Here is an 18,708-nt window from a genome sequence, read left to right as displayed (position 1 = left end):
GCCACGCGGTAGGACACCGCGGCGCCGCAGGTCATGGCACTATTGTGAGCAATTATTCAGGTCGTCCGCCACTCGCGTTCCACGCCCCGCCCAGGAGGTGCCGTGACCTCGGACCGACGCCGCTTCCACCCACGTAAACAGCCCCGCCAGGCCCGGGCCGAGCTCACCCGGCAGCGCATCCTCACCGCCGCTGCTCACGTTTTCGGCGAGCTGGGATACGCCGCCGGGACCACCAACCGGATCGCCGAACGGGCGCGCGTCTCCATCGGCTCGCTCTACCAGTACTACCCGAACAAGGATGCGATCCTGCTCGAGCTGGTGACCCGTCACCTCGACGACGGGCGGGAGGCGCTGCGCCGCCTGCGGGACGAGGCACTCCCCGGCACCCTGGAAGGCATCTTCCGCGCCCACGTACGCATCGTGATCGAGAACCACCGGCACGACCCGCACCTGCTCCAGGTCATGGCCGAGCAGACGCCCCGGTCCTCGGAGGTGTTCGAGCGGGTCTCCCGCTACGAGCGGGAGCGCGTCGCCTACGTCGAAGAACTCCTCACCCGGCACCCCGACGCCCGCGTCGACGACACCTACGTCGCGGCCCGGCTGATCGTCGCCACGGTCGAACTCCTCGTCCACCAGCTCACCGCCGCCCCCGACCCGATCGAGGCCACCCGGCTGGAGACCGAACTCGTGGCAATGGTCACGCGCTACGCCACGGCCGGCGGTGCGGTGTGACGTGTCACAGGCGTGTGAACCGGATTTCGGGGGTATGTGCGAGCGCGTGACGGGGGCAACGAAGGCGGCCTGTATGGATGCGGTACCCGGCGACGAGGGCAGTACGGCGTCGGGCGGTGGTCCCCCGCGGACCTCCGCCGCACTGGACGGCCCGTCGGCCTCCATCGCGGACGCCCGGCGGCTCGCCGTCGACTTCCTCACCTCGGCACGCACCGAGCACGCCCTGCCGATCGCCGAACGGGCGCTGGAGATCACCCAGCTCGTCGTCAGTGAACTGGTCACCAACGCCCGGAAGTACGCGCCCGGACCGGTGGTGCTCAGCCTGCGGATCGTCGGGACCATGGTCGAGGTGGCCGTCTGGGACAGTGATCCGGCGCTGCCGACGGCCAGGACGGCGGACCCCCAACGGGTGGGCCAGCACGGCCTGGAGATCGTGCACGCGCTCGCACAGGACCTCCAGGTCCGCCGCGAGGCCGTCGGCAAGCGCGTCACCGCCCTGATCGCCTACGTCGACGAGTCGCCCGGAGCGGGGACCCAGGGTGCGCCGTGGTGACCGGCGCCGCAGGGCGGTGCGGGAGCGCCGGTGCGGGCGCGAACCGTCCGGAGTGCGGAGCGCGGGTCGGGGTGGCCTCGCGAAAGGTGCTTGGGAAGCAGGCACACCCCCCGGGACATCCGCAGGGCCGGCCGGGCCGGACGTGATGCCGCGTGGTCGTGTCACCGCCTGCAGACCCCGTACCCCAGGAGTGCCCCCCGTATGAGCCAGGAACCGGAGTATCCGCCGCTGCGCGGCATGGGCGGCCGGAGCACCAGCACCCGGAACACCGGCACCCCCCGGACCGACGACCCCGGTGACGCACTCGAGGCGGACCTGGACGCCCTGCGGCACAAGAACGCCGAACTGCTCCGGCGCACGACCGAACTGCGCAACCGGCTGCACGCCCGCCCCGGCATCTCCTTGGCCCAGGGCATCCTGATGGGGCGTTACCGGCTGCCCGACCCCGCCACGGCGTTCACGCTGCTGCGGGAGGCCTCGCAACGCCGCAACATCAAGCTGCACACACTCGCCGACGCGGTGATCCGCACCCCCGCCCCCGACCACGACGCCGCCGTCTGGTTCCCCGGCCGCGCCCGCTACAGCCCGCCCCCGCTGCCGGGAGTGCCGGTGGCCCCGGCCGACCGCACCAGTCACGGCGCGGTCCTGTCCGGGGTACTGCGCCGGGTGCTGAGCATCACCCAGGCGGGCATGGGCAACGTCCAGTTGGTGGAGGGCGGGGTGCTGCGCCTGGAGAAGCACACCGGGCTGAACCGCCGGTTCACCGACTTCTTCGCCTTCGTCGAGGGGTCCACCACCTCCTGCTCCGAGGCCTCGGAACAGCGCCGCCAGGTGACCGTGCCGGACGTGGCCGCCGCGGACGTCTTCGACGAGGAGTCCCGCGCTGCGATCCTCCAGGCGGGCAGCCGCGCCTGTCACAGCGTGCCGCTGGTCGACCGGGCCGGACCGGTGCTCGGAGTCGTCTCCTCCCACCACACCCGCCCGCTCGCCGGGTTCACCCACGCCCAGCTCCGGTCGCTGGCGGAGACCGGCGAGGCGGCGGGCCGCTGGCTGTCCTGGTACCGCCGCACCGTCGTCCTCGACGCCCTCGAACACCTGCACACCGTCGGCCGCTCCGCCCACTGACCGGACCGCGCCCCCCGGTCCCCGCGCCTCGGCCGCCGTGCCGTCGCGCACCGGGCACCCGTGACGTCGGAGTGTCGACAGCCGCGACGGAGGAACCCGGGATACGAAGGGCCGACGGCCCCCGGGGCACGACGGGCCACGACACGTCACGAAGGGCTGTCCGGGTCATGACGGGCCGAAGGGGGGACCACGGTGGAGGGGGGGGGACACACGGACCGCACACGGATCAGTGGGCACGACGAAGGGTGAGCGAGCCGATGGACGCAGGCGGGAACGGACGCGGAAACGGACGGACGGCCGGGCGCGGAGGGCGCGGTACGGCACTGGTGACCGGTGCCTCCTCCGGCATCGGCGCCGCCTACGCGCAACGGCTCGCGGCCGACGGCTGGGACACCGTCCTGGTGGCCCGGCGCGCCGGCCGCCTGGACGATCTGGCGGCCCGCCTCCGCGAGGAGACCGGTACCGCGGCCGAGCCCCTCGTCGCCGACCTCGCCGCACCCGACGATCTGTCCCGGGTGGTCGAACGGGTGGCGCGCGGCGATGTCGGCTTCCTGCTGAACAACGCGGGGATCAACGGATACGGTCCGTTCGCCGGGCTGGAACCGACCCTGATGGCCGAGGTCCTGCACGTCAACGTCCTCGCCGTGACCGCCCTGACGCGTGCGGCGGTACCCGCCATGCTGGAGCTCGGCCGCGGCACGGTGGTGAACGTCGCCTCCCAGCTCGCCTTCGCCGGCGCCCTGCCGCCGCATCCGCTGCCCGAGCGGGCGGTGTACGGCGGCTCCAAGGGATACGTGGTCACCTTCACGCGCACCCTGGCGGCCGAGCTCGGCGGGACCCCGCTGCGCCTCCAGGTGCTGTGTCCCGGTCTGACGGCCACCGAGTTCCACCTGTCGCGGGGCGAGGCCCCCGTGCCCGGGCGCGAGCAGGCGGTGCAGGAGGAGGGCGGGATGCCCGTGGACCAGGTCGTCGACGCCTCCCTGCGGGATCTGGAGAAGGGCACGGTGATCTGTGTGCCAGGGGTGGAGGGCACGTCCCCGCTCGTCACCCTGGAAGCCGCCGAACTGGCCATCCGCTCGGCGGGCCGCGGGGCACGGGGCTGAACCGCCCCCGGCCGCACCGCGGGCCGCGCGGCCCCGGATCATGGAGGGGCGCGTGCGCACGGGCATGCGCCATCGACGACCCGGTGCGCCGGGAGAAGTGGCGGGACGACAAGTTGACAGAGATACCGCAGACGCCGAGGACCCCCGAAGGGCCCGACACTCCCGAGACGGCGTCGGGGCAGCACGCACCGGCGCTCCGGGTGATCCGGGGCACAACCGCCCCGCAGGCGGCCGTGCTGTTGCTGCACGGCGGGCGTGCGGACGGACTGGAGGTCCCCCGGGCCTGGGATCCGGCCGCCCTCCGCATGCGCCCCTTCGCCCGGGCGATCACCCGCGAGGCGCCCGCCGGGTTACGGCTGCTGCTCGGCGGCGTCACCTACCGGCACCGCGGCTGGAACGGCGACCGGGCCGATCCGGTGCGGGACGCCGAGCGGGCCCTGGCGGAACTGGACCGGCTGCACGGTGACGTGCCGGTCGTCCTCGTCGGGCACTCGATGGGCGGCCGGGCCGCGCTCCGGGCCGCGGCGCACCCCCGGGTGTCGGGTGTGGTGGCCCTGGCCCCGTGGTGTCCGACGCAGGAGCCGGTCGGCCACCTGCGGGACCGGACCGTCCTGATCCTGCACGGCGACAACGACCGGATCACCGATCCGGAGACCTCGGTCGACCTCGCCCGCCGGGCCGGCGAGGCGGGCGCCCGTGCCCGGATCGCGCTGGTCACCGGCGGCGAGCACGCGATGCTGCGCCGGGCCTCGACCTGGCACCGGCTGGCGGGGACGGCGGTCGCCGCGCTGCTGGCCCCGGACCCCGGGCGCCCGTTGCCCCCGCCCTTCGAGGGTGAGCAGCCGGCCCGCGTCTGAGCAGGTCCGCCGGGTTCAGCGGGCCAGGCCGTGCAGCAGCAGTTCCGTCAGGTGGGCGTAGGCCTGGGCGTCGGTCAGCCCGGTGGTGGCGGCCACCTGGCGGCGCTGTATGCGCACCATCACCGAACTGATCACGTCCGCCGCGAACGCCACGTGGACCTCGCGGAAGGCGCCCGAGGCCATGCCTTCGTCGATGAGCTGCTGGATGCGCTGCGCGGCGGCCCGGGTGTTGCGGTCGTAGACCTCCGCGGCCGGCTCGAACGCGGCCACGTCGTCGAAGAAGCGCGGCGAGGCCGGTGCCAGCTCCGCCGAGACCGCGCCCAGATAGGCGGCGAGCCGTCGCGCGGGCTCGCTCTCGGCGGCGAGCGCGCCCTCCACATGTGCCGTCGCCCGCCGGAAGAAGTGCACCACCGCGGTCCGTACGAGCTGTTCCTTGCTTCCGGCCAGGCCGTACAGGGTGCGCTTGGAGCAGTGCAGGCGGGCGGCCAGGTCGTCCAGCGTCAGATGGGCGAACCCCTCGGCGACCAGGAGGTCGACCAACTCGTCGAACAGCTCGGACCGGCGCGCGGCGCCCCGCCCGGTCGGTTTGGGGCCGTCCACGGCCGAGGTGTCGATCACCCGGCCAGTATTCCAAGAAATGTGGCGGGCGACACGTAGAGCGGTACTCTGGTACCACCAGGAGTACCGCTAGGAGTCGCCATGGACGTCGACCGACTGCTTCCCACCCCCGAAGCCGCGGATCTGATCGCCCTCACCAGGGAGATCGCCGGCAAGGAACTCGCCCCGCGCGTCGAGGAGCACGAGCGGGCCGAGAGCTACCCCGAGGGCCTGTTCGCCACCCTCGGCGAGGCCGGGCTGCTCGGCCTGGTCTACCCGGAGGAGTACGGCGGCGGGGACCAGCCCTACGAGGTGTATCTCCAGGTCCTGGAGGAGCTCGCCGCCCGCTGGGCGTCCGTCGCGGTGGCGACCAGCGTCCACACCCTCGCCTGTCATCCGCTGCACGCTTACGGCACCGAGGAGCAGAAGCAGCGCTGGCTGCCCGCCATGCTCGCGGGCGAGTGGATCGGCGGCTACAGCCTCTCCGAGCCCGGCGCCGGTTCCGACGCGGCCGCCCTGACCTGCAAGGCCGAGCCCACGGCCGACGGCTACCGGATCACCGGCACCAAGGCGTGGGTCACCCACGGCGGCAAGGCCGACTTCTACTCCCTCTTCGCCCGCACCGCCCCCGGCCCGCACGGCGTGTCCTGCTTCCTCGCCCCCGGAGCCGTCGACGGACTGAGCTTCGGCCTGCCCGAGCGCAAGATGGGCCTGCACGCCGTGCCCACCGCCGCCGCCCACTGGGACGGCGCCCTGCTCGACGCCGACCGGCTGATCGGCGCGGAGGGACAGGGACTCGCCATCGCCTTCAGCGCCCTGGACTGCGGCCGGCTCGGCATCGCCGCCTGCGCCACCGGACTCGCCCAGGCCGCGCTCGACGTCGCCGTCGACTACGCCAACGAGCGCACCACCTTCGGCCGGCGCCTCGTCGACCACCAGGGGCTCGGCTTCCTGCTCGCCGACATGACCGCCGCCGTCGACTCGGCCCGCGCCACCTACCTCGACGCGGCCCGCCGCCGCGACCGCGGGCACCCCTTCAGCCGGCAGGCGAGCGTGGCCAAGCTGGTCGCCACCGACGCCGCCATGAAGGTCACCACCGACGCCGTCCAGGTGCTCGGCGGGTACGGCTACACGCGCGACTTCCCCGTCGAGCGCTACATGAGGGAGGCCAAGATCATGCAGATCTTCGAAGGCACGAACCAGATCCAGCGGCTGGTCATCAGCCGCGGCCTGGCCGCCTGAGCGCACCCCTGCCACCGCACGCCGTCGCCCCCGTCCGTACACCCCGGACGCCCGTTCGCCCCCGGGCGTCCGCACACCCCAGGAGTGGGAAGACCCCATGAACCTCGCAGGAACCGCGGCCCTCGTCACCGGCGCCGCCTCCGGTCTCGGCGCCGCCACCGCCGCCGCGCTCGCGGCCCGCGGCGTCACCGTTCACGGCCTCGACCTCGACAAGGCCGTCGCCGGGGCCGGGCCCCTCCCCGACGGCGTCACCCTGCTCGCCGCCGACGTCACCCAGGAGGCGCCGGTGCGCGCCGCCCTCGACCGGATCGAGGCCGGCGGGGCGGTGCTCCGGCTCGCCGTCAACTGCGCCGGCATCGCCCCCTCCGCCCGCGTCGTCGGCCGCCGGGGGCCGCACGACCTGGACCTCTTCCGCACGGTCGTCGACGTCAACCTGGTGGGCACGTTCAACGTGATGCGACTGGCCGCGGCCGCTCTCGCCCGGCAGGAGCCCGACGCCGACGGGCAGCGGGGACTCGTCGTCAACACCGCCTCGATCGCCGCGTACGAGGGTCAGATCGGCCAGATCGCCTATGCCGCGTCCAAGGCCGGTGTCGCGGGCATGACGGTCACCGCGGCGCGGGACCTCGCCCAGTACGGCATCCGTGTCGTCACGATCGCGCCCGGCATCGTCGACACCCCGATGATGGCGGGTTTCAGCGACGAGGTGCGCGCCGGGCTCGGCGCGAGCGTCCCCTTCCCGCAGCGCCTGGCCCGCCCGGAGGAGTACGCCCGCCTGGTCACGATGGTCGCCGAGCACGACTACCTCAACGGCGAGACGATCCGCATGGACGGGGCGCTGCGCATGACGGCGCGGTAGCGGTAGCCACCTCCCGGGGGCGGTCGCCAGTTCCCGGGGGCGGTAGCCACGCCCTGAGCGCGGTAGCCGGAACTCGGGCGCGGCAGCCGCGTCCCGGGGCGTCCTGGGTCACGCGCGCAGCGCCGAACGGGCCGCCGACAGGGTCTGCCCGGCGTACCCGCGTCCGAACAGCACCGTGTGCACCAGGAGCGGGAAGAGCTGGTGCAGGCCGATCCGGTCTTGCCATCCGTCGGCGAGCGGGGCCGCCTCCCGGTAGGCGTCGAGGACGCGGGTACGCCACGGGCAGCCGAACAACCGGAGCATGGCCAGGTCGGTCTCCCGGTGGCCGCCGTGCGCGGCCGGGTCGATCAGCCAGACCCGCCCGTCGGCGCCCCACAGCACGTTGCCGTTCCACAGGTCGCCGTGCAGCCGGGCGGGCGGCTCCGGGGGACCGGCCGGCTCGGGCAGCCGCACGCACACCTGCTCGACCAGTTCCGCCTCGGCCGGCCGTAGGACGCCGTCGTCGACCGCACGGCGCAGATACGGCAGCACCCGGTGCTCGGCGTACCAGCGCGGCCAGTCCCCGCCGGGGACGTTGCGCATCGGGGCACGTCCGATGTACGCCTCGCGCGGGCCTCCGGGCGGCGGGGCACCGAACGCGGCGGCGCCGGTCGCGTGCAGCGCGGCCAGCTCCCGGCCGAACCGCTCGGCCGCCCCGGCGGTGGACGCGCCCGTGGGCACCCGGTCGATCACCAGCCGGTCCGCGTCCTCGCCACGCACGGCCGGTACGTGGATCGCGTCGGCGGCGGCCAGCCGGCGCAGCCCGGCCGCCTCGGCCCGCACCGCGCCGGCCCCGTCACCGCGCTTGACCATCACCGACCGGCCGCCGTCGAGCACGACCTCCGTGAGCCCTCCGGAAAACGGCCGTTCAGCGAGCACCGCCCGCCCGGTGAACCGCGCGGTGACCGCCCCGGGGTTCTCGTCGTGCCCCGCGGGGCCTCGGGAAGCGGCACGCTCAGCCATGAGGAGTCTCCACTCGCCGCGGGACCGCGGGGCTTCCCGTGCCGCTGTGCGTCCGCACGAGGGCTCGGTGGGGGCCGCCCGCCGACCGGGCGGCCGCGGGGCCGGTCACGCGCCGCCGGGGCGGGCGTCCGGGCCGCCACCGCCACGGCCACCGGTGCCGGCATCGGCATCGGCATCGGTGTCGGCATCGGCATCGGTGTCGGCGTCGGCGTCGGCGTCAAGACGCTCGCGCACGTACGCGAGCTGCCCCGGCACCGTCGCCTCGATCATGGACAGCACCTCGTCGAATCCCTCGGGCCCGCCGTAGTACGGGTCCGGCACGTCGAGGTCGCCGGTCGTGGGCGCGCCCGGGACGAAGGACCGCAGCATCCGCACCCGGGAGGGGTCCGCGACGAGGCCGCGCAGTGCCTTCTCGTGGCCCCGGTCCATGGCCAGGAAGAGATCGGCGTCCAGGTGCTCGGCACCGACCTGCGCGGCGACGTGCTCCACCGGGTAGCCGTGCCGGGCCAGCACCTCGCCGGACCGCTCGTCGATGGGTTCCCCGGCGTGCCAGGGCCCGATCCCCGCGCTGGTGACCTCGACCGCGCCGTCCAGACCGGCCCGGCGCAGGTGCGTGCTCGGCGAAGACGAGCGCGGCGGAGGGCGACCGGCAGATGTTCCCGCTGCACACGAAACAGAGATGCACGGCGCCCAGGGTACGGCGGGAATGCCCGGCGGGGGAGCCGCGTTACACCCCACGTGACTGACATGCCCGAGACAATCCCGGGTGGTGTCGGTGGAAGGAGACCCCTCATGGCACGCAGCACCCTGCGCCCCGTCGTCAAGCTCAGGTCGACGGCCGGAACGGGCGTCACCTACGTGACGCGCAAGAACCGCCGCAACGACCCCGACCGCCTCGTACTGCGCAAGTACGACGCGGTGGCCGGGGAGCACGTCCTGTTCCGCGAGGAGCGCTAGAACCGCACGCGGTACGCCGATCGCCCACGAGCCGATCGCTCGCGAGGAGCGCCGCGTACCGCACCGCCACACCGCACCACCGGCCGTCCGCCCGGCGGACGACCATGAGGAGGGAAACACCATGAGGCCCGGTATCCACCCCGAGACCCGCCCGGTCGTCTTCCGCGACCGTGCCGCCGACACCGCCTTCCTGACCCGCTCCACCGCGCGGACGTCGAAGACGATCGAGTGGGCGGACGGGAACACCTACCCGCTGGTCGACGTCGAGATCTCGTCGGCGAGCCACCCGTTCTACACCGGCGCACAGCGCGTGGTCGACACCGCCGGCCGCGTCGAGCGCTTCGAGCGCCGCTACGGCCGCGGAGCCCGCACCTCCGGCTGAGCCGGCCGGCCGCCGGGGCCGCACCCCGGCGGCCGTTCACGGCCCGGTCCCGTTCCGGCGGGCCGGGCCGTCGTGCGTACCGGCGCCCTGCCCGGGGCCGCCGGGCCGCGCCGACCCGGCCCACCGCCCGCGGCGGCCGTGGCAGAGTGGCGGTATGTGCGGCCGCTACGCCTCCACCAGAAGCCCCGAGGACCTGACCCGACTCTTCGAGGTCACCGACCCGCGCCCCGAGGAAACACTCGCCCCCAGCTGGAACGTCGCCCCGACGGACCAGGTCTGGGCCGTCCTGGAACGTGGCCCGCGCCCCGACGGCGACGGCGACGACGGGGCCCCCGGGACCGTACGACGCCAACTGCGCCCCCTGCGCTGGGGACTCGTGCCCTCCTGGGCGAAGGACGTCAAGATCGGCGCGCGGATGATCAACGCACGCGTCGAGACCGTCCACGAGAAGCCGGCCTTCCGCCGCGCCTTCGTGCGGCGCCGCTGCCTGCTGCCCGCCGACGGCTTCTACGAGTGGCAGCAGATCACCGCCGAAGGGGGCGGCAAGCCCCGTAAGCAGCCGTACTTCATCCACCCCGAGGACGACCAGGTGATGGCGCTCGCCGGACTCTACGAGTACTGGCGGGACCCCGCCGTCGCCCACGACGACGACCCCGGCGCCTGGCTGACGACCTGCACGATCCTCACCACCGAGGCGACCGACGAGGCCGGCCGCGTCCACCCCCGTATGCCGCTCGCCCTGACCCCCGAGCACTACGACGCCTGGCTCGACCCCGCCCATCGGGACCCCGACGTCCTGCGGGCCCTGCTCTCCCGGCCGGCCGAGGGCCGCCTCGACGCCCGTGAGGTCTCCACGGCCGTCAACAACGTCCGCAACAACGGACCGCACCTGCTGGAGGCGGTGGGTCGGTAGCACCGGCATCGGGAGGGCGGCGGCCCGTTCTGCAGGCGGGCCGTCCGGCGGGAGAGGGGTCACTGTCAGTGGTGGATGCGAAGCTGCCCGGTATGGATGAGCTGGAGTTCATGCGCGGCAGGGTCTACGGCGCCGACCCCGAGGACGGCGGGCCGCGACCGGGGCGTACCTACGCACAACTGGTGGGCGGCCCGCTGGACGGTCTGCTCCTCGACGTCACCGAGGTCGGCGACGCCACCGACGCTCCCGCCTCCGGGCCGGACGGCGGCATCGCGCTGCCCACGGAGATAGGCCGCTTCGGCCCGGGCGGCCGCGCCCAGTATGCCCCGCGCCCCGACGACCCGCGCCGGTTCGACTGGCACGGTGATCTTCCCTGAACGTCGACGCGGGAAGCCGGCGCCGGCCGGCGCCGCGGCTCCCGTGCGGGCGCGGCGCCGCGGACCGTGTCAGCCGGCGCCGCGGACGCCGGCCGCACCGCGGGTGTTCCGCCGGGCCGACGGCCGGTCCGGACCGGTGTGCCCGGCCGTCTCCGCGGCCGTCTGCGCGGTGTGCGCCGCGAGGCGGTGGAAGGAGCGCGCGGTGGACGATCCGGCGTCCGCCGTGATGAGCACGACCTCCTGGTCCTCCTCCGGCACCAGCAGGACGTCGCAGTTGAGGCGCAGCCGTCCCGCTGTCGGGTGGTCGAGGGTCTTCGCGCGGTGCCCCGGGGCGTGGACCGGCCGTTCCTCCCACAGCTGCCGGAACTCCTCACTGCCGGCGTGCAGTTCGGCCAGCAGCGCGGCCAGCGCCGCGTCCCGGGGATAGCGCTGCGCCGACCGGCGCAGCCGGGCCACCGCGATGCGCCCGAACTCCTCGTTGCCGCTGCTGGAAGGGGTCCGTCCCTCGCCGAGGAAACGGCGCCGGGCCAGATTGCTCTCGCCCCCGGGGCCGTCGCTCATCAGCGCGCGGGCCAGGGGGTTGCAGGCCACGATGTCGTAGGCGGCGTCGGTGACGACCGCTCCCGTGTCCGGCAGCCGGTGCAGCATCCCGGCCACGTGCGGGCGCACCCGCCGCACCGCGCGGGTGCCCGGCGGCGGACTCGTCCCCGCGAGCCGGAAGAGATGACTGCGCTCGGCCGGGGCCAGCCGCAGCGCCCCGGCCAGTCCGTCCAGGATGCGCGGTGACGGGCGCGGCCCGCGGGCCTGTTCGAGCCGGACGTAGTAGTCGACGGACATGTGGGCCAGCTCGGCCACCTCCTCCCGGCGCAGTCCGGGGGTGCGGCGGTGGTCGTCGTCGGCCAGCCCGAACTCCCCGGGACGCAGTCGTTCGCGGCGGTCCCGCAGAAAACGGGCCAGTTCCTGCCTCGGCATGCTGTCTCCTGTGGCGCTCTCTTCCGTGGCGCTCTCTTCCGTGAGATTCCCCTCTGCGGCGCCCGGCCTGCCTGGTACAGGTTGTCCCTGGCGGGCCGCTCGCGGGCGGGGAATCGTCGATGCCATGAACGATCGCACAGCACTGGTCACCGGTGCCAACAAGGGAATCGGCAAGGAGATCGCCCGCCTCCTGGTCGCCGAGGGTTACACCGTCCACGTGGGCTCGCGGGACGCCGGCCGGGGGAAGAAGGCGGTCGAGGAGATCGGCGGGAGCGCCCGGCTCGTCGTGCTCGACGTCACCGACGCAGACGGCATCGCCGCCGCTGCGGCGCGGATCGGCACGCTGGACGTCCTGGTCAACAACGCGGGCGTCGTGGTGGACGACAGCCGGCCGCCCGAGCTCGGCCTGGACGGCATGCGCCGCACCTACGAGACCAATCTGTTCGGTGTCCTCGCCGTCACCAACGCCTTCCTGCCCGCGCTGCGCCGCTCCCCGGCGCCCCGCATCGTCAACATCTCCAGCGGCACCGGCTCGCTGGCCTGGAGCGCGGACCCGGAGCGCGAGTTCGCCGCGTTCCGGGGGCAGGGCGCGGCCTACCGTTCCGGCAAGGCGGCGCTCAACGCGCTGACCCTGTACTACGGACAGGCACTTGAGGAGGAGGGCTTCAAGGTTAACGCAATGGCCCCCGGGCTGCGGGCGACGGATCTGCACCCCCGGGCGGCCCTGGCGACGGCCGGGGACCCGGCGGAGGCGGCGGCGGGCGCGGTGCGGCTCGCCACGCTCCCGGACGACGGTCCGACCGGCGGCTTCTTCTCCTGGGACGGCACACCCATGCCGTGGTGAACGGCGCCGATGCCCCGGCGTCGGCGGATCGGTGCCCTGGCGAACGGCGGACCGATGCCGTGATGAACGGCAGGCCCGTGCCCTGGTGAACGCGGGACCGCCCGATTCCCGGTGAAACGGGGCAACCGACCGGTGGGCTCGCGGGTCGTAGGGGGCGTGTATCGCCAACAAGCGGTGCGCGCCTCGTACCACCAACAGGGGGAACGATCATGACCATTCATATCCGCCGGGCCCGGCGCGGCATCCGCCGCGTCCAGGTGGCGCCGGCCGCATCCGTGGCCGTCGTGGCCGTCGTCGCCGTCGCCGTCGCCGTCGGTCCGGCCGCCGTCCCGGCGACGGCCGCGACGTCCGATCCCGGCGTGCCGCGGTTCCTGGAGCCGGGCGAACTGCCTTCGCACCCGTCCTCCGACTGGTACGCCGGGGACGTGACCGAGGGCCGGCCGGACCCGCTGCCGTTCTGCGTGGGCGAGGCGCTGCCGTCGACCACCGCCCACCGCCGGTTCTGGACCGAGTACGACACCGGCGCCCTGCAGGCGACGGTCGTGGAGCGCAGTGTGCGGCGGGCGCAGGAGTTCGCCGCGCTGCTGCGCAAGGACCTCGCCGGCTGCGCACGGAAGGTGGCGGCGGAGAACCCGGACATCACCGCGCGCGTCGAGTACTACGGGCGGCTGAACGTGGAGGAGGGCGCCGACGTGTTCGGCGTCCACACGGAGTCGTCCTACGGTGCCTCCGACATCAGCCTCTTCTCCGTCGGCCGTGACGGCACCACCGTGACGGTCGTGCGATGGGGGCAGATGGGGACGTTCGCGCAGGCACCGGTCGCGGACTTCGAGGCCACGACCGTCACGGCGGTGAAGAAGCTCTACTGAGCCGGCGGGTGCCGTGCCGTGCGCCTGACCTCCTCCTCGACGGCGCTGCGTGGCTTCCCCTCGTCCTTGGCGTACCGGGTCACCGCGGCCTGCACGTCCCGGGCGAGGTCCCGCCAGGCCCGCCAGGCGGTCTCGTAGGTGTCCGTCTGCACCTCCGTCCACTTGTGGTGCGCGGGCGGGCCGAAGGAGTCGCGCAGCTCCTCGACACGGTTGTGCGCCTGGTCGGCGGCGCGTTGCATCGCCACCAGTTCGTCGAGAGTGTGTGCCACGTTCGGATCGTAAGCAGCGGGGGGACGAGGCGCGCGTCGAGGAGGAAGGGGGGAGGAGGGGGGAAGGGGGGAGAGGACACCCACGCCCGCGCGCTCACCCGCCCCCGCTCAGCGCCTCCCGCGCCGCCCCCACCGCCCCGTCCCGTTCCCCGGCGACGAGTCCGAGCCGGCAGCGGCGGTCCAGCAGGTCCGCCACGTCCAGCGCCCCCTCGTGCCGCACCCCCCACCACAGCTCCGCCCGGGTCACCGGATACCCCGGCACGACCGGCTCCCGCAGTTCCGGGTCGGCCGCCCCCAGGGCGTGCACCGCCGCGGCCTCCGTCCCGTACCGCCGCACCAGCCTTCGCGGGACGCCCGCCGGGGCGGGCCCCGCCCCCACCAACGGCAGCGACGCCGTCCTGGAGGGCCCGGCCGCGACCCGCCCCCCTGCCACCAGCGCGTCGACCGCGTCCTGCGCCATCCGCCGGTACGTCGTCAGCTTGCCGCCGACCACGGTGACCACCCCCTGCGACGAGGTGAGCACCGCGTGCCGCCGCGAGAGGTCGGCGGTGCCGCCCTCCGAGCCCGCCCCGCCGTCCAGCAACGGCCGCAGCCCCGCGAACGCGCCCGCCACGTCCGCCCGCCGGACCGGCACCCCCAGCGCGGTCCCCACCACGTCCAGCAGGAACCCGATGTCGGTCTCCGGCACCTCGGGCACGTCCGGCACGGCCGTCCCCTCCACCGGCTCGTCGGTGAGACCCACGTACACCCGCCCGTCGTCCTGCGGCAGGACGAGCACGAACCGGTTGGTCTCCCCGGGCACCGGTATGTGCAGCCCGGCCGGCAGTGGACCGAGGAGGTCCCCGCGCAGCACGAGATGGGTGCCGCGCGAGGGCCGGATGCGCACGCCGTCGACGAGGCCGCCCGCCCACACCCCCGCCGCGTTGACCACCGCCCGGGCCCGGATCACGCCCTCCTCGCCGGTGAGTTCGTCGCGCACCCGGGCGCCGGAGCCGTCGAGTTCCAGCGCCCGCACCCGAGTGAGGATCCGGGCGCCCCGGCGGGCCGCGGTGCGCGCGAGGGCGGTCACCAGACGGGCGTCGTCGACGAGCCGGCCGTCCCAGGACAGCAGCCCGCCGCGCAGCCCGGCGTCCCGCAGCGCGGGCGCCAGGCGGCAGGTCTCCACGGCGGTCAGCCGCCGCGGGGCCGGCAGGGTGGCCCGGGCGGTGCGCGCCGCGACCCGCAACGCGTCACCGGCGCGGAAGCCCGCCCAGGCCAGAGCGGCCCCGCCGCGCGACACCAGGGGAGTCAGCGGCAGGACGAACGGCTGCGCGCGCACCAGATGGGGGGCGGTCCGCTCCATCAGCACCCCGCGCTCGACCGCGCTCTCGTACGCCACGTCGAACTGCCCGGCCGCGAGGTAGCGCAGCCCGCCGTGGATCAGCTTGGAGCTCCAGCGGGAAGTGCCGAACGCGAGGTCGTGGGCGTCGATCGCGGCGACCGAGAGCCCTCGGGAGGCGGCGTCCAGGGCGACGCCCGCGCCGGTCGCGCCGAGGCCCACGACCAGGACGTCGACGGCCGGACCACCGACGGTCGTGGCCAGTTCACGGGTCCGGCGGGCGGCGGACAGCGAGGTCGAGGCGGTCGCGGGCAGGGCGGCCGGGACGGTGGAGGCGGTCACGGGGTGAGGGTCCTCTCCAGCAGGGTGCGCAGCTCGGCGGTGAATGCCGCGGTGGTCAGCCCGGGGTCGTCCTCGTCCGTCATCGTGCGCAGCGACAGCGTGAACGACTGCACGACCAACAGCAGCGTCCGCGCCTGCCGTTCGGCGTGTCCCGGGCGTACGGAGCCGTCCGCGTGCCCCTCGCGCACGGCCGCGGCGAGCAGCTCCAGCAGGGCGTCCTGGCTCGCGCCGCGCCGGTCCAGCACATACGGCAGGAGCAGCTCCGGATCCACGTCGACGATCTTGCGGAAAAGCGGGTGCGACCGGAAGGCCCCGACCCCGTTCACCAGCGACTCGACGATCCGGGCACGCCCTGTGAGGTCCGCCGTCGGGGCCGGCATCGCCGCGGTGGCCGCCGCGATCCACTCGCGGGTCATCAGATCGCCGACCAGGGTCCGCACGTCGGGCCAGCGCCGGTACAGCGTCATCCGGGACACGCCCGCACGGCGGGCCACGTCGGTGAGGGTGGTGCGGCGGACCCCGACGGCCAGCACCCGGTCGCGCACCGCGTCGAGCACCGGATCGAGCACCGGATCGAGCGCTGGATCACTGTGCGAGCCATTGTGACGGATAGGCGTCATGTGTCACAGTGTAACTCCCGGGTACGGACCGCACACAAGCCACCACGGACCGCACCCCGGGCCGGACAAGAAGACAGCACGCAGGACGAGCGACCGGTGAGGACACCCACGATGTCGGACATGCTGTGGAGCGGCTGGGGCGATCCGGCCCGGGCGACGGCGCTGCCCGCGACGGTCACCGACCTGCTGCGCGACCTGCTCGGCGTCACCCCGCGCACCGACCCGCCGCTCGCCCTGGACGACCTCGCCGTCCCCCCGTCGCCGCTGACACCCGCGGCCCGGGCCGCCCTGGTCGCCGCCGTCGGCGACGGACCGGAGCATGTCCGCACCGACGCCGAGAACCGCGTCCGGCACACCCGCGGCAAATCCACACCCGACCTGCTGCGCATCCGGCGCGGCGACACCGACGGGGCCCCGGCCGCCGTCGTCCTCCCCGCCGACCACGACGAGGTGCTCGCCGTCCTGCGGGCCTGCGCCGACCACGGCCTGTCCTGCGTCCCCTTCGGCGGCGGCACGTCCGTCGTCGGCGGACTCGCCCCCGAGGGCGGCGCCCCCTTCGTCGCCCTGGACCTGCGCCGCATGGACCGGCTGCTCGACCTGGACCCCGTCTCCCGCACCGCCACCCTGCAGCCCGGCCTGCGCGCACCGCGCGCGGAGGCACTTCTCGCCGAACACGGCTTCACCCTCGGTCACTTCCCGCAGTCCTACGAGTGGGCCACCATCGGCGGCTTCGCCGCGGCCCGCTCCAGCGGGCAGGCCTCCGCCGGGTACGGCCGCTTCGACGAAATGGTGCTGGGCCTCACCCTCGCCACCCCCGAGGGCACCCTCGACGCGGGCCGCGCCCCCCGCTCGGCGGCCGGACCCGACCTGCGACAACTGGTCCTCGGCTCCGAGGGCGCGTTCGGCGTCATCACCTCCGTGACGGTGCGCGTCCGCCCCGCCCCCCGCAGCCGCGTCCACGAGGGCTGGCGGTTCGCGTCCTTCGACGAGGGAGCCACCGCCCTGCGCCGGCTCGCCCAGGACGGCCCCCGGCCCACCGTGCTGCGGCTCTCCGACGAGACGGAGACCCTCGCCGGCCTCGCCCGGCCCGGCCACCTCGCCTCCCCGGACGCCCACGGGGGCGACGGCTGCCTCGCCGTCACGGGATACGAGGGCACCGAGGAGGACACCGCCCACCGCCGCGAGCACGCCGCCGCCGTCCTGCGCGAGTGCGGCGGCACATACCTGGGCGAGGAACCGGGCACCCACTGGGCAGAGGGCCGCTACTCGGCGCCGTACCTGCGCGACTCCCTGCTCGACGCGGGAGCGTTCGCCGAGACACTGGAGACCGCCGCGTTCTGGTCCCGGCTGCCCGGCCTGTACGCCGCCGTGCGCGAGGCGCTCACCACGACGCTCACCGACGCCGGGACCCCGCCCCTGGTCATGTGCCACATCTCCCACGTGTACGAGAACGGCGCCTCGCTCTACTTCACGGTCGTCTCGGCGCAGGGCGCGGACCCCGTGGCACACTGGGCGCCGGCCAAACGGGCCGCCGGTGAGGCGATCCTGGCCGCGGGCGGCACCATCAGCCACCACCACGGGATCGGCACCGACCACCGGGACGGATACCTCCGCGAGGCGGGCCCCCTGGGGATCGAGGCACTGCGCGCGGTCAAACGCCGCCTGGACCCCGACGGCATACTCAACCCGGGCGTCCTGCTCCCCGACGACGACCGGCGGTCGACCCCGACGCAGACCCCCACCTCCACCCTGTCGGCCGCCCGACCCGCCGCCTCACCCGTCACCCCGCTTCCCGTTCCACCCGTCGCCCCGCCCGCCGATCCGCCCGTCGACTGAGGAGACACCCCGATGTCCCACCCGACGCGACGGTTCACGGCCGTCGTCAACCCCACGGCGGGCGGCTCCACCGCGGCCGAGGCACTGCTGAAGGTCGCCCGACCGCTGCGCGAGGCGGGCGCCGAACTGGAGACCGAGTACAGCCGCAGCCTGTCCCACGCCCAGGAACTCGCCCGGCTCGCCGGGGAACGCGGCCGGGTGGTCCTCGCCGTCGGCGGGGACGGCATCGCGGGCGGCATCGGCGGCGCCCTCAGCGGTACCGGCACCGTGCTCGGCCTGGTACCCGCCGGACGCGGCAACGACTTCGCCCGCGCCCTCGGTCTGCCCACCGACCCGGCCGACCTCGCCCGGGTTCTCCTCCACCACGATCCACGCCCCGTCGACACCGTCGAGATCGAGTCCGCCGTCCACCACCGCACCGTCGTCCTGGGGAGCGTCTACGCCGGCGTCGACGCCCTGGCCAACCGGCACGCCAACCACGCGGCACTGCTGCGAGGCGCCGCCTCCTACTACGCCGGAGGCCTGCGCGCCGTCGCCACCTGGCGGCCGGCCCGGTACCACGTCACCGTCGACGGCGAGGAGCACGCCCACCACGGCTACACCGTCGTCGCCGCCAACTCCCCGTACTACGGCTCGGGCCGCCTCATCGCGCCCGACGCCCGGGTCGACGACGGGCTGCTGGAGGTGGTGATGATCAGCCACGCCCCGCGACGGCTCTTCTTCGCCCTCATGCGGGAACTGCGCACCGGCGCCCACGTCAACCGCCTTGAGGTGCGCGTCCTGCGCGGGCGGGAGATCCGCATCGAGGCCGACCGTGCCGTCCCCTACGGGGCGGACGGCGAGGTCGAGGCCACCTTGCCCGTCACCGCGCGGGTCCTGCCGGGCGCGCTCAGCGTGCTGTACTGACCCGCAGGACCCGTCGCACGACGCCGACGGAAC

The 18,708-nt window shown here is 74.7% G+C and carries 21 protein-coding genes and 1 pseudogene; 15 read left to right on the top strand and 7 right to left on the bottom strand.

All coding sequences use genetic code 11. The features are described 5' to 3' along the window. Nucleotides 1-102: 102 nt before the first annotated feature. The 5 genes from QFZ64_RS03950 to QFZ64_RS03930 all read left to right on the top strand — a co-directional run bounded on the left by QFZ64_RS03950 (nucleotide 103) and on the right by QFZ64_RS03930 (nucleotide 4,370). The gene (locus QFZ64_RS03950; RefSeq protein WP_307062353.1) at nucleotides 103-732 is read left to right on the top strand and encodes a TetR/AcrR family transcriptional regulator; all 630 of its coding nucleotides are present in this window, start codon (nucleotides 103-105) and stop codon (nucleotides 730-732) included. Between the two features lie 73 nt (nucleotides 733-805). Beyond that, entirely contained in the window at nucleotides 806-1,285 is a 480-nt protein-coding gene (locus QFZ64_RS03945; protein WP_307062351.1) for an ATP-binding protein, read from the top strand. Nucleotides 1,286-1,486: 201 nt separating this feature from the next. Next, nucleotides 1,487-2,410, top strand: coding sequence for an ANTAR domain-containing protein (locus QFZ64_RS03940; RefSeq protein ID WP_307062350.1), 924 nt, complete (start codon nucleotides 1,487-1,489; stop codon nucleotides 2,408-2,410). Nucleotides 2,411-2,667: 257 nt separating this feature from the next. Continuing rightward, nucleotides 2,668-3,513, top strand: a complete 846-nt coding sequence (locus QFZ64_RS03935; protein WP_307062349.1) for an SDR family oxidoreductase — start codon at nucleotides 2,668-2,670, stop codon at nucleotides 3,511-3,513. Between the two features lie 113 nt (nucleotides 3,514-3,626). After that, nucleotides 3,627-4,370, top strand: a complete 744-nt coding sequence (locus QFZ64_RS03930) for an alpha/beta hydrolase (RefSeq protein ID WP_307062347.1) — start codon at nucleotides 3,627-3,629, stop codon at nucleotides 4,368-4,370. Between the two features lie 15 nt (nucleotides 4,371-4,385). Here QFZ64_RS03930 and QFZ64_RS03925 read toward each other — a convergent pair whose 3' ends face one another. Next, a complete protein-coding gene (locus tag QFZ64_RS03925; protein WP_307062345.1) occupies nucleotides 4,386-4,988 on the bottom strand; it encodes a TetR/AcrR family transcriptional regulator in 603 nt (200 codons plus the stop codon). Nucleotides 4,989-5,069: 81 nt separating this feature from the next. Here QFZ64_RS03925 and QFZ64_RS03920 point away from each other — a divergent pair, with 81 nt between their 5' ends. Both QFZ64_RS03920 and QFZ64_RS03915 read left to right on the top strand, forming a co-directional pair. Continuing rightward, nucleotides 5,070-6,209 carry an acyl-CoA dehydrogenase family protein gene (locus QFZ64_RS03920; RefSeq protein WP_307062343.1) on the top strand — a complete coding sequence of 380 codons (1,140 nt, stop codon included), beginning with the start codon at nucleotides 5,070-5,072 and terminating at the stop codon, nucleotides 6,207-6,209. 97 nt (nucleotides 6,210-6,306) lie between these two features. Further along, entirely contained in the window at nucleotides 6,307-7,068 is a 762-nt protein-coding gene (locus QFZ64_RS03915; RefSeq protein ID WP_307062341.1) for an SDR family NAD(P)-dependent oxidoreductase, read from the top strand. Nucleotides 7,069-7,176: 108 nt separating this feature from the next. Here QFZ64_RS03915 and QFZ64_RS03910 read toward each other — a convergent pair whose 3' ends face one another. Continuing rightward, the gene (locus QFZ64_RS03910; protein ID WP_307062339.1) at nucleotides 7,177-8,070 is read right to left on the bottom strand and encodes a fructosamine kinase family protein; all 894 of its coding nucleotides are present in this window, start codon (nucleotides 8,068-8,070) and stop codon (nucleotides 7,177-7,179) included. Nucleotides 8,071-8,289: 219 nt separating this feature from the next. Then, nucleotides 8,290-8,755: pseudogene (locus tag QFZ64_RS03905) on the bottom strand (low molecular weight protein-tyrosine-phosphatase); the annotation flags it as partial. 107 nt (nucleotides 8,756-8,862) lie between these two features. Between QFZ64_RS03905 and rpmG the strand changes: the two are divergent. The 4 genes from rpmG (at nucleotide 8,863) to QFZ64_RS03885 (ending at nucleotide 10,699) form a co-directional block, all read left to right on the top strand. Beyond that, entirely contained in the window at nucleotides 8,863-9,027 is a 165-nt protein-coding gene (rpmG, locus tag QFZ64_RS03900; RefSeq protein ID WP_006140480.1) for a 50S ribosomal protein L33, read from the top strand. Nucleotides 9,028-9,148: 121 nt separating this feature from the next. After that, nucleotides 9,149-9,409 (top strand): type B 50S ribosomal protein L31, encoded by a 261-nt coding sequence (locus QFZ64_RS03895; RefSeq protein ID WP_307062333.1) that lies wholly within the window; start codon nucleotides 9,149-9,151, stop codon nucleotides 9,407-9,409. A 154-nt stretch (nucleotides 9,410-9,563) separates the two neighbouring features. After that, entirely contained in the window at nucleotides 9,564-10,322 is a 759-nt protein-coding gene (locus QFZ64_RS03890; protein WP_307062331.1) for an SOS response-associated peptidase, read from the top strand. Between the two features lie 92 nt (nucleotides 10,323-10,414). Next, on the top strand, nucleotides 10,415-10,699 hold the full coding sequence (locus QFZ64_RS03885) for a hypothetical protein (protein WP_307062329.1): 285 nt from the start codon (nucleotides 10,415-10,417) through the stop codon (nucleotides 10,697-10,699). Between the two features lie 69 nt (nucleotides 10,700-10,768). On the opposite strand, the gene QFZ64_RS03880 is transcribed toward QFZ64_RS03885, so the two are convergent. Beyond that, nucleotides 10,769-11,671, bottom strand: coding sequence for a helix-turn-helix transcriptional regulator (locus QFZ64_RS03880; protein WP_307062327.1), 903 nt, complete (start codon nucleotides 11,669-11,671; stop codon nucleotides 10,769-10,771). 124 nt (nucleotides 11,672-11,795) lie between these two features. Here QFZ64_RS03880 and QFZ64_RS03875 point away from each other — a divergent pair, with 124 nt between their 5' ends. Beyond that, the gene (locus QFZ64_RS03875) at nucleotides 11,796-12,515 is read left to right on the top strand and encodes an SDR family NAD(P)-dependent oxidoreductase (protein WP_307062326.1); all 720 of its coding nucleotides are present in this window, start codon (nucleotides 11,796-11,798) and stop codon (nucleotides 12,513-12,515) included. 209 nt (nucleotides 12,516-12,724) lie between these two features. Continuing rightward, nucleotides 12,725-13,384, top strand: coding sequence for a hypothetical protein (locus QFZ64_RS03870; RefSeq protein WP_307062324.1), 660 nt, complete (start codon nucleotides 12,725-12,727; stop codon nucleotides 13,382-13,384). Here the strand turns inward: QFZ64_RS03870 and QFZ64_RS03865 are convergent. The 3 genes from QFZ64_RS03865 to QFZ64_RS03855 form a co-directional block, all read right to left on the bottom strand. Next, entirely contained in the window at nucleotides 13,378-13,653 is a 276-nt protein-coding gene (locus QFZ64_RS03865) for a hypothetical protein (protein ID WP_307062322.1), read from the bottom strand. The genes QFZ64_RS03870 and QFZ64_RS03865 overlap by 7 nt on opposite strands. 94 nt (nucleotides 13,654-13,747) lie before the next feature. Next, nucleotides 13,748-15,313 (bottom strand): glycerol-3-phosphate dehydrogenase/oxidase, encoded by a 1,566-nt coding sequence (locus QFZ64_RS03860; protein ID WP_307062320.1) that lies wholly within the window; start codon nucleotides 15,311-15,313, stop codon nucleotides 13,748-13,750. Then, complete coding sequence (locus QFZ64_RS03855) at nucleotides 15,310-15,933, bottom strand: TetR/AcrR family transcriptional regulator (RefSeq protein ID WP_307062318.1); 624 nt, start codon at nucleotides 15,931-15,933, stop codon at nucleotides 15,310-15,312. The genes QFZ64_RS03860 and QFZ64_RS03855 overlap by 4 nt, the downstream gene beginning before the upstream one ends. A gap of 120 nt (nucleotides 15,934-16,053) precedes the next feature. Here QFZ64_RS03855 and QFZ64_RS03850 point away from each other — a divergent pair, with 120 nt between their 5' ends. Both QFZ64_RS03850 and QFZ64_RS03845 read left to right on the top strand, forming a co-directional pair. Further along, complete coding sequence (locus tag QFZ64_RS03850; protein WP_307071556.1) at nucleotides 16,054-17,769, top strand: FAD-binding oxidoreductase; 1,716 nt, start codon at nucleotides 16,054-16,056, stop codon at nucleotides 17,767-17,769. Between the two features lie 12 nt (nucleotides 17,770-17,781). Next, nucleotides 17,782-18,675, top strand: a complete 894-nt coding sequence (locus QFZ64_RS03845) for a YegS/Rv2252/BmrU family lipid kinase (RefSeq protein ID WP_307062316.1) — start codon at nucleotides 17,782-17,784, stop codon at nucleotides 18,673-18,675. Nucleotides 18,676-18,708: the final 33 nt, after the last annotated feature.

It is taken from the genome of Streptomyces sp. B3I8, assembly GCF_030816915.1.
In the GTDB taxonomy this organism is placed as follows: Bacteria; Actinomycetota; Actinomycetes; order Streptomycetales; family Streptomycetaceae; genus Streptomyces.
The sequence above is the reverse complement of the archived record's forward strand: the minus strand, read 5'-3'. Positions and strand labels throughout refer to the sequence as shown.

Excerpts from the sequence above, each read along its gene's own strand:
- QFZ64_RS03870 (WP_307062324.1), top strand. The coding sequence starts at position 12,725 with ATGACCATTCATATCCGCCGGGCCCGGCGCGGCATCCGCCGCGTCCAG.
- QFZ64_RS03895 (WP_307062333.1), top strand. The coding sequence starts at position 9,149 with ATGAGGCCCGGTATCCACCCCGAGACCCGCCCGGTCGTCTTCCGCGAC.
- QFZ64_RS03845 (WP_307062316.1), top strand. The coding sequence starts at position 17,782 with ATGTCCCACCCGACGCGACGGTTCACGGCCGTCGTCAACCCCACGGCG.
- QFZ64_RS03920 (WP_307062343.1), top strand. The coding sequence starts at position 5,070 with ATGGACGTCGACCGACTGCTTCCCACCCCCGAAGCCGCGGATCTGATC.
- QFZ64_RS03880 (WP_307062327.1), bottom strand. The coding sequence starts at position 11,671 with ATGCCGAGGCAGGAACTGGCCCGTTTTCTGCGGGACCGCCGCGAACGA.
- QFZ64_RS03850 (WP_307071556.1), top strand. The coding sequence starts at position 16,054 with ATGCTGTGGAGCGGCTGGGGCGATCCGGCCCGGGCGACGGCGCTGCCC.
- QFZ64_RS03910 (WP_307062339.1), bottom strand. The coding sequence starts at position 8,070 with ATGGCTGAGCGTGCCGCTTCCCGAGGCCCCGCGGGGCACGACGAGAAC.
- QFZ64_RS03885 (WP_307062329.1), top strand. The coding sequence starts at position 10,415 with ATGGATGAGCTGGAGTTCATGCGCGGCAGGGTCTACGGCGCCGACCCC.
- QFZ64_RS03855 (WP_307062318.1), bottom strand. The coding sequence starts at position 15,933 with ATGACGCCTATCCGTCACAATGGCTCGCACAGTGATCCAGCGCTCGAT.
- QFZ64_RS03915 (WP_307062341.1), top strand. The coding sequence starts at position 6,307 with ATGAACCTCGCAGGAACCGCGGCCCTCGTCACCGGCGCCGCCTCCGGT.
- QFZ64_RS03890 (WP_307062331.1), top strand. The coding sequence starts at position 9,564 with ATGTGCGGCCGCTACGCCTCCACCAGAAGCCCCGAGGACCTGACCCGA.
- QFZ64_RS03940 (WP_307062350.1), top strand. The coding sequence starts at position 1,487 with ATGAGCCAGGAACCGGAGTATCCGCCGCTGCGCGGCATGGGCGGCCGG.
- QFZ64_RS03935 (WP_307062349.1), top strand. The coding sequence starts at position 2,668 with ATGGACGCAGGCGGGAACGGACGCGGAAACGGACGGACGGCCGGGCGC.
- rpmG (WP_006140480.1), top strand. The coding sequence starts at position 8,863 with ATGGCACGCAGCACCCTGCGCCCCGTCGTCAAGCTCAGGTCGACGGCC.
- QFZ64_RS03945 (WP_307062351.1), top strand. The coding sequence starts at position 806 with ATGGATGCGGTACCCGGCGACGAGGGCAGTACGGCGTCGGGCGGTGGT.
- QFZ64_RS03875 (WP_307062326.1), top strand. The coding sequence starts at position 11,796 with ATGAACGATCGCACAGCACTGGTCACCGGTGCCAACAAGGGAATCGGC.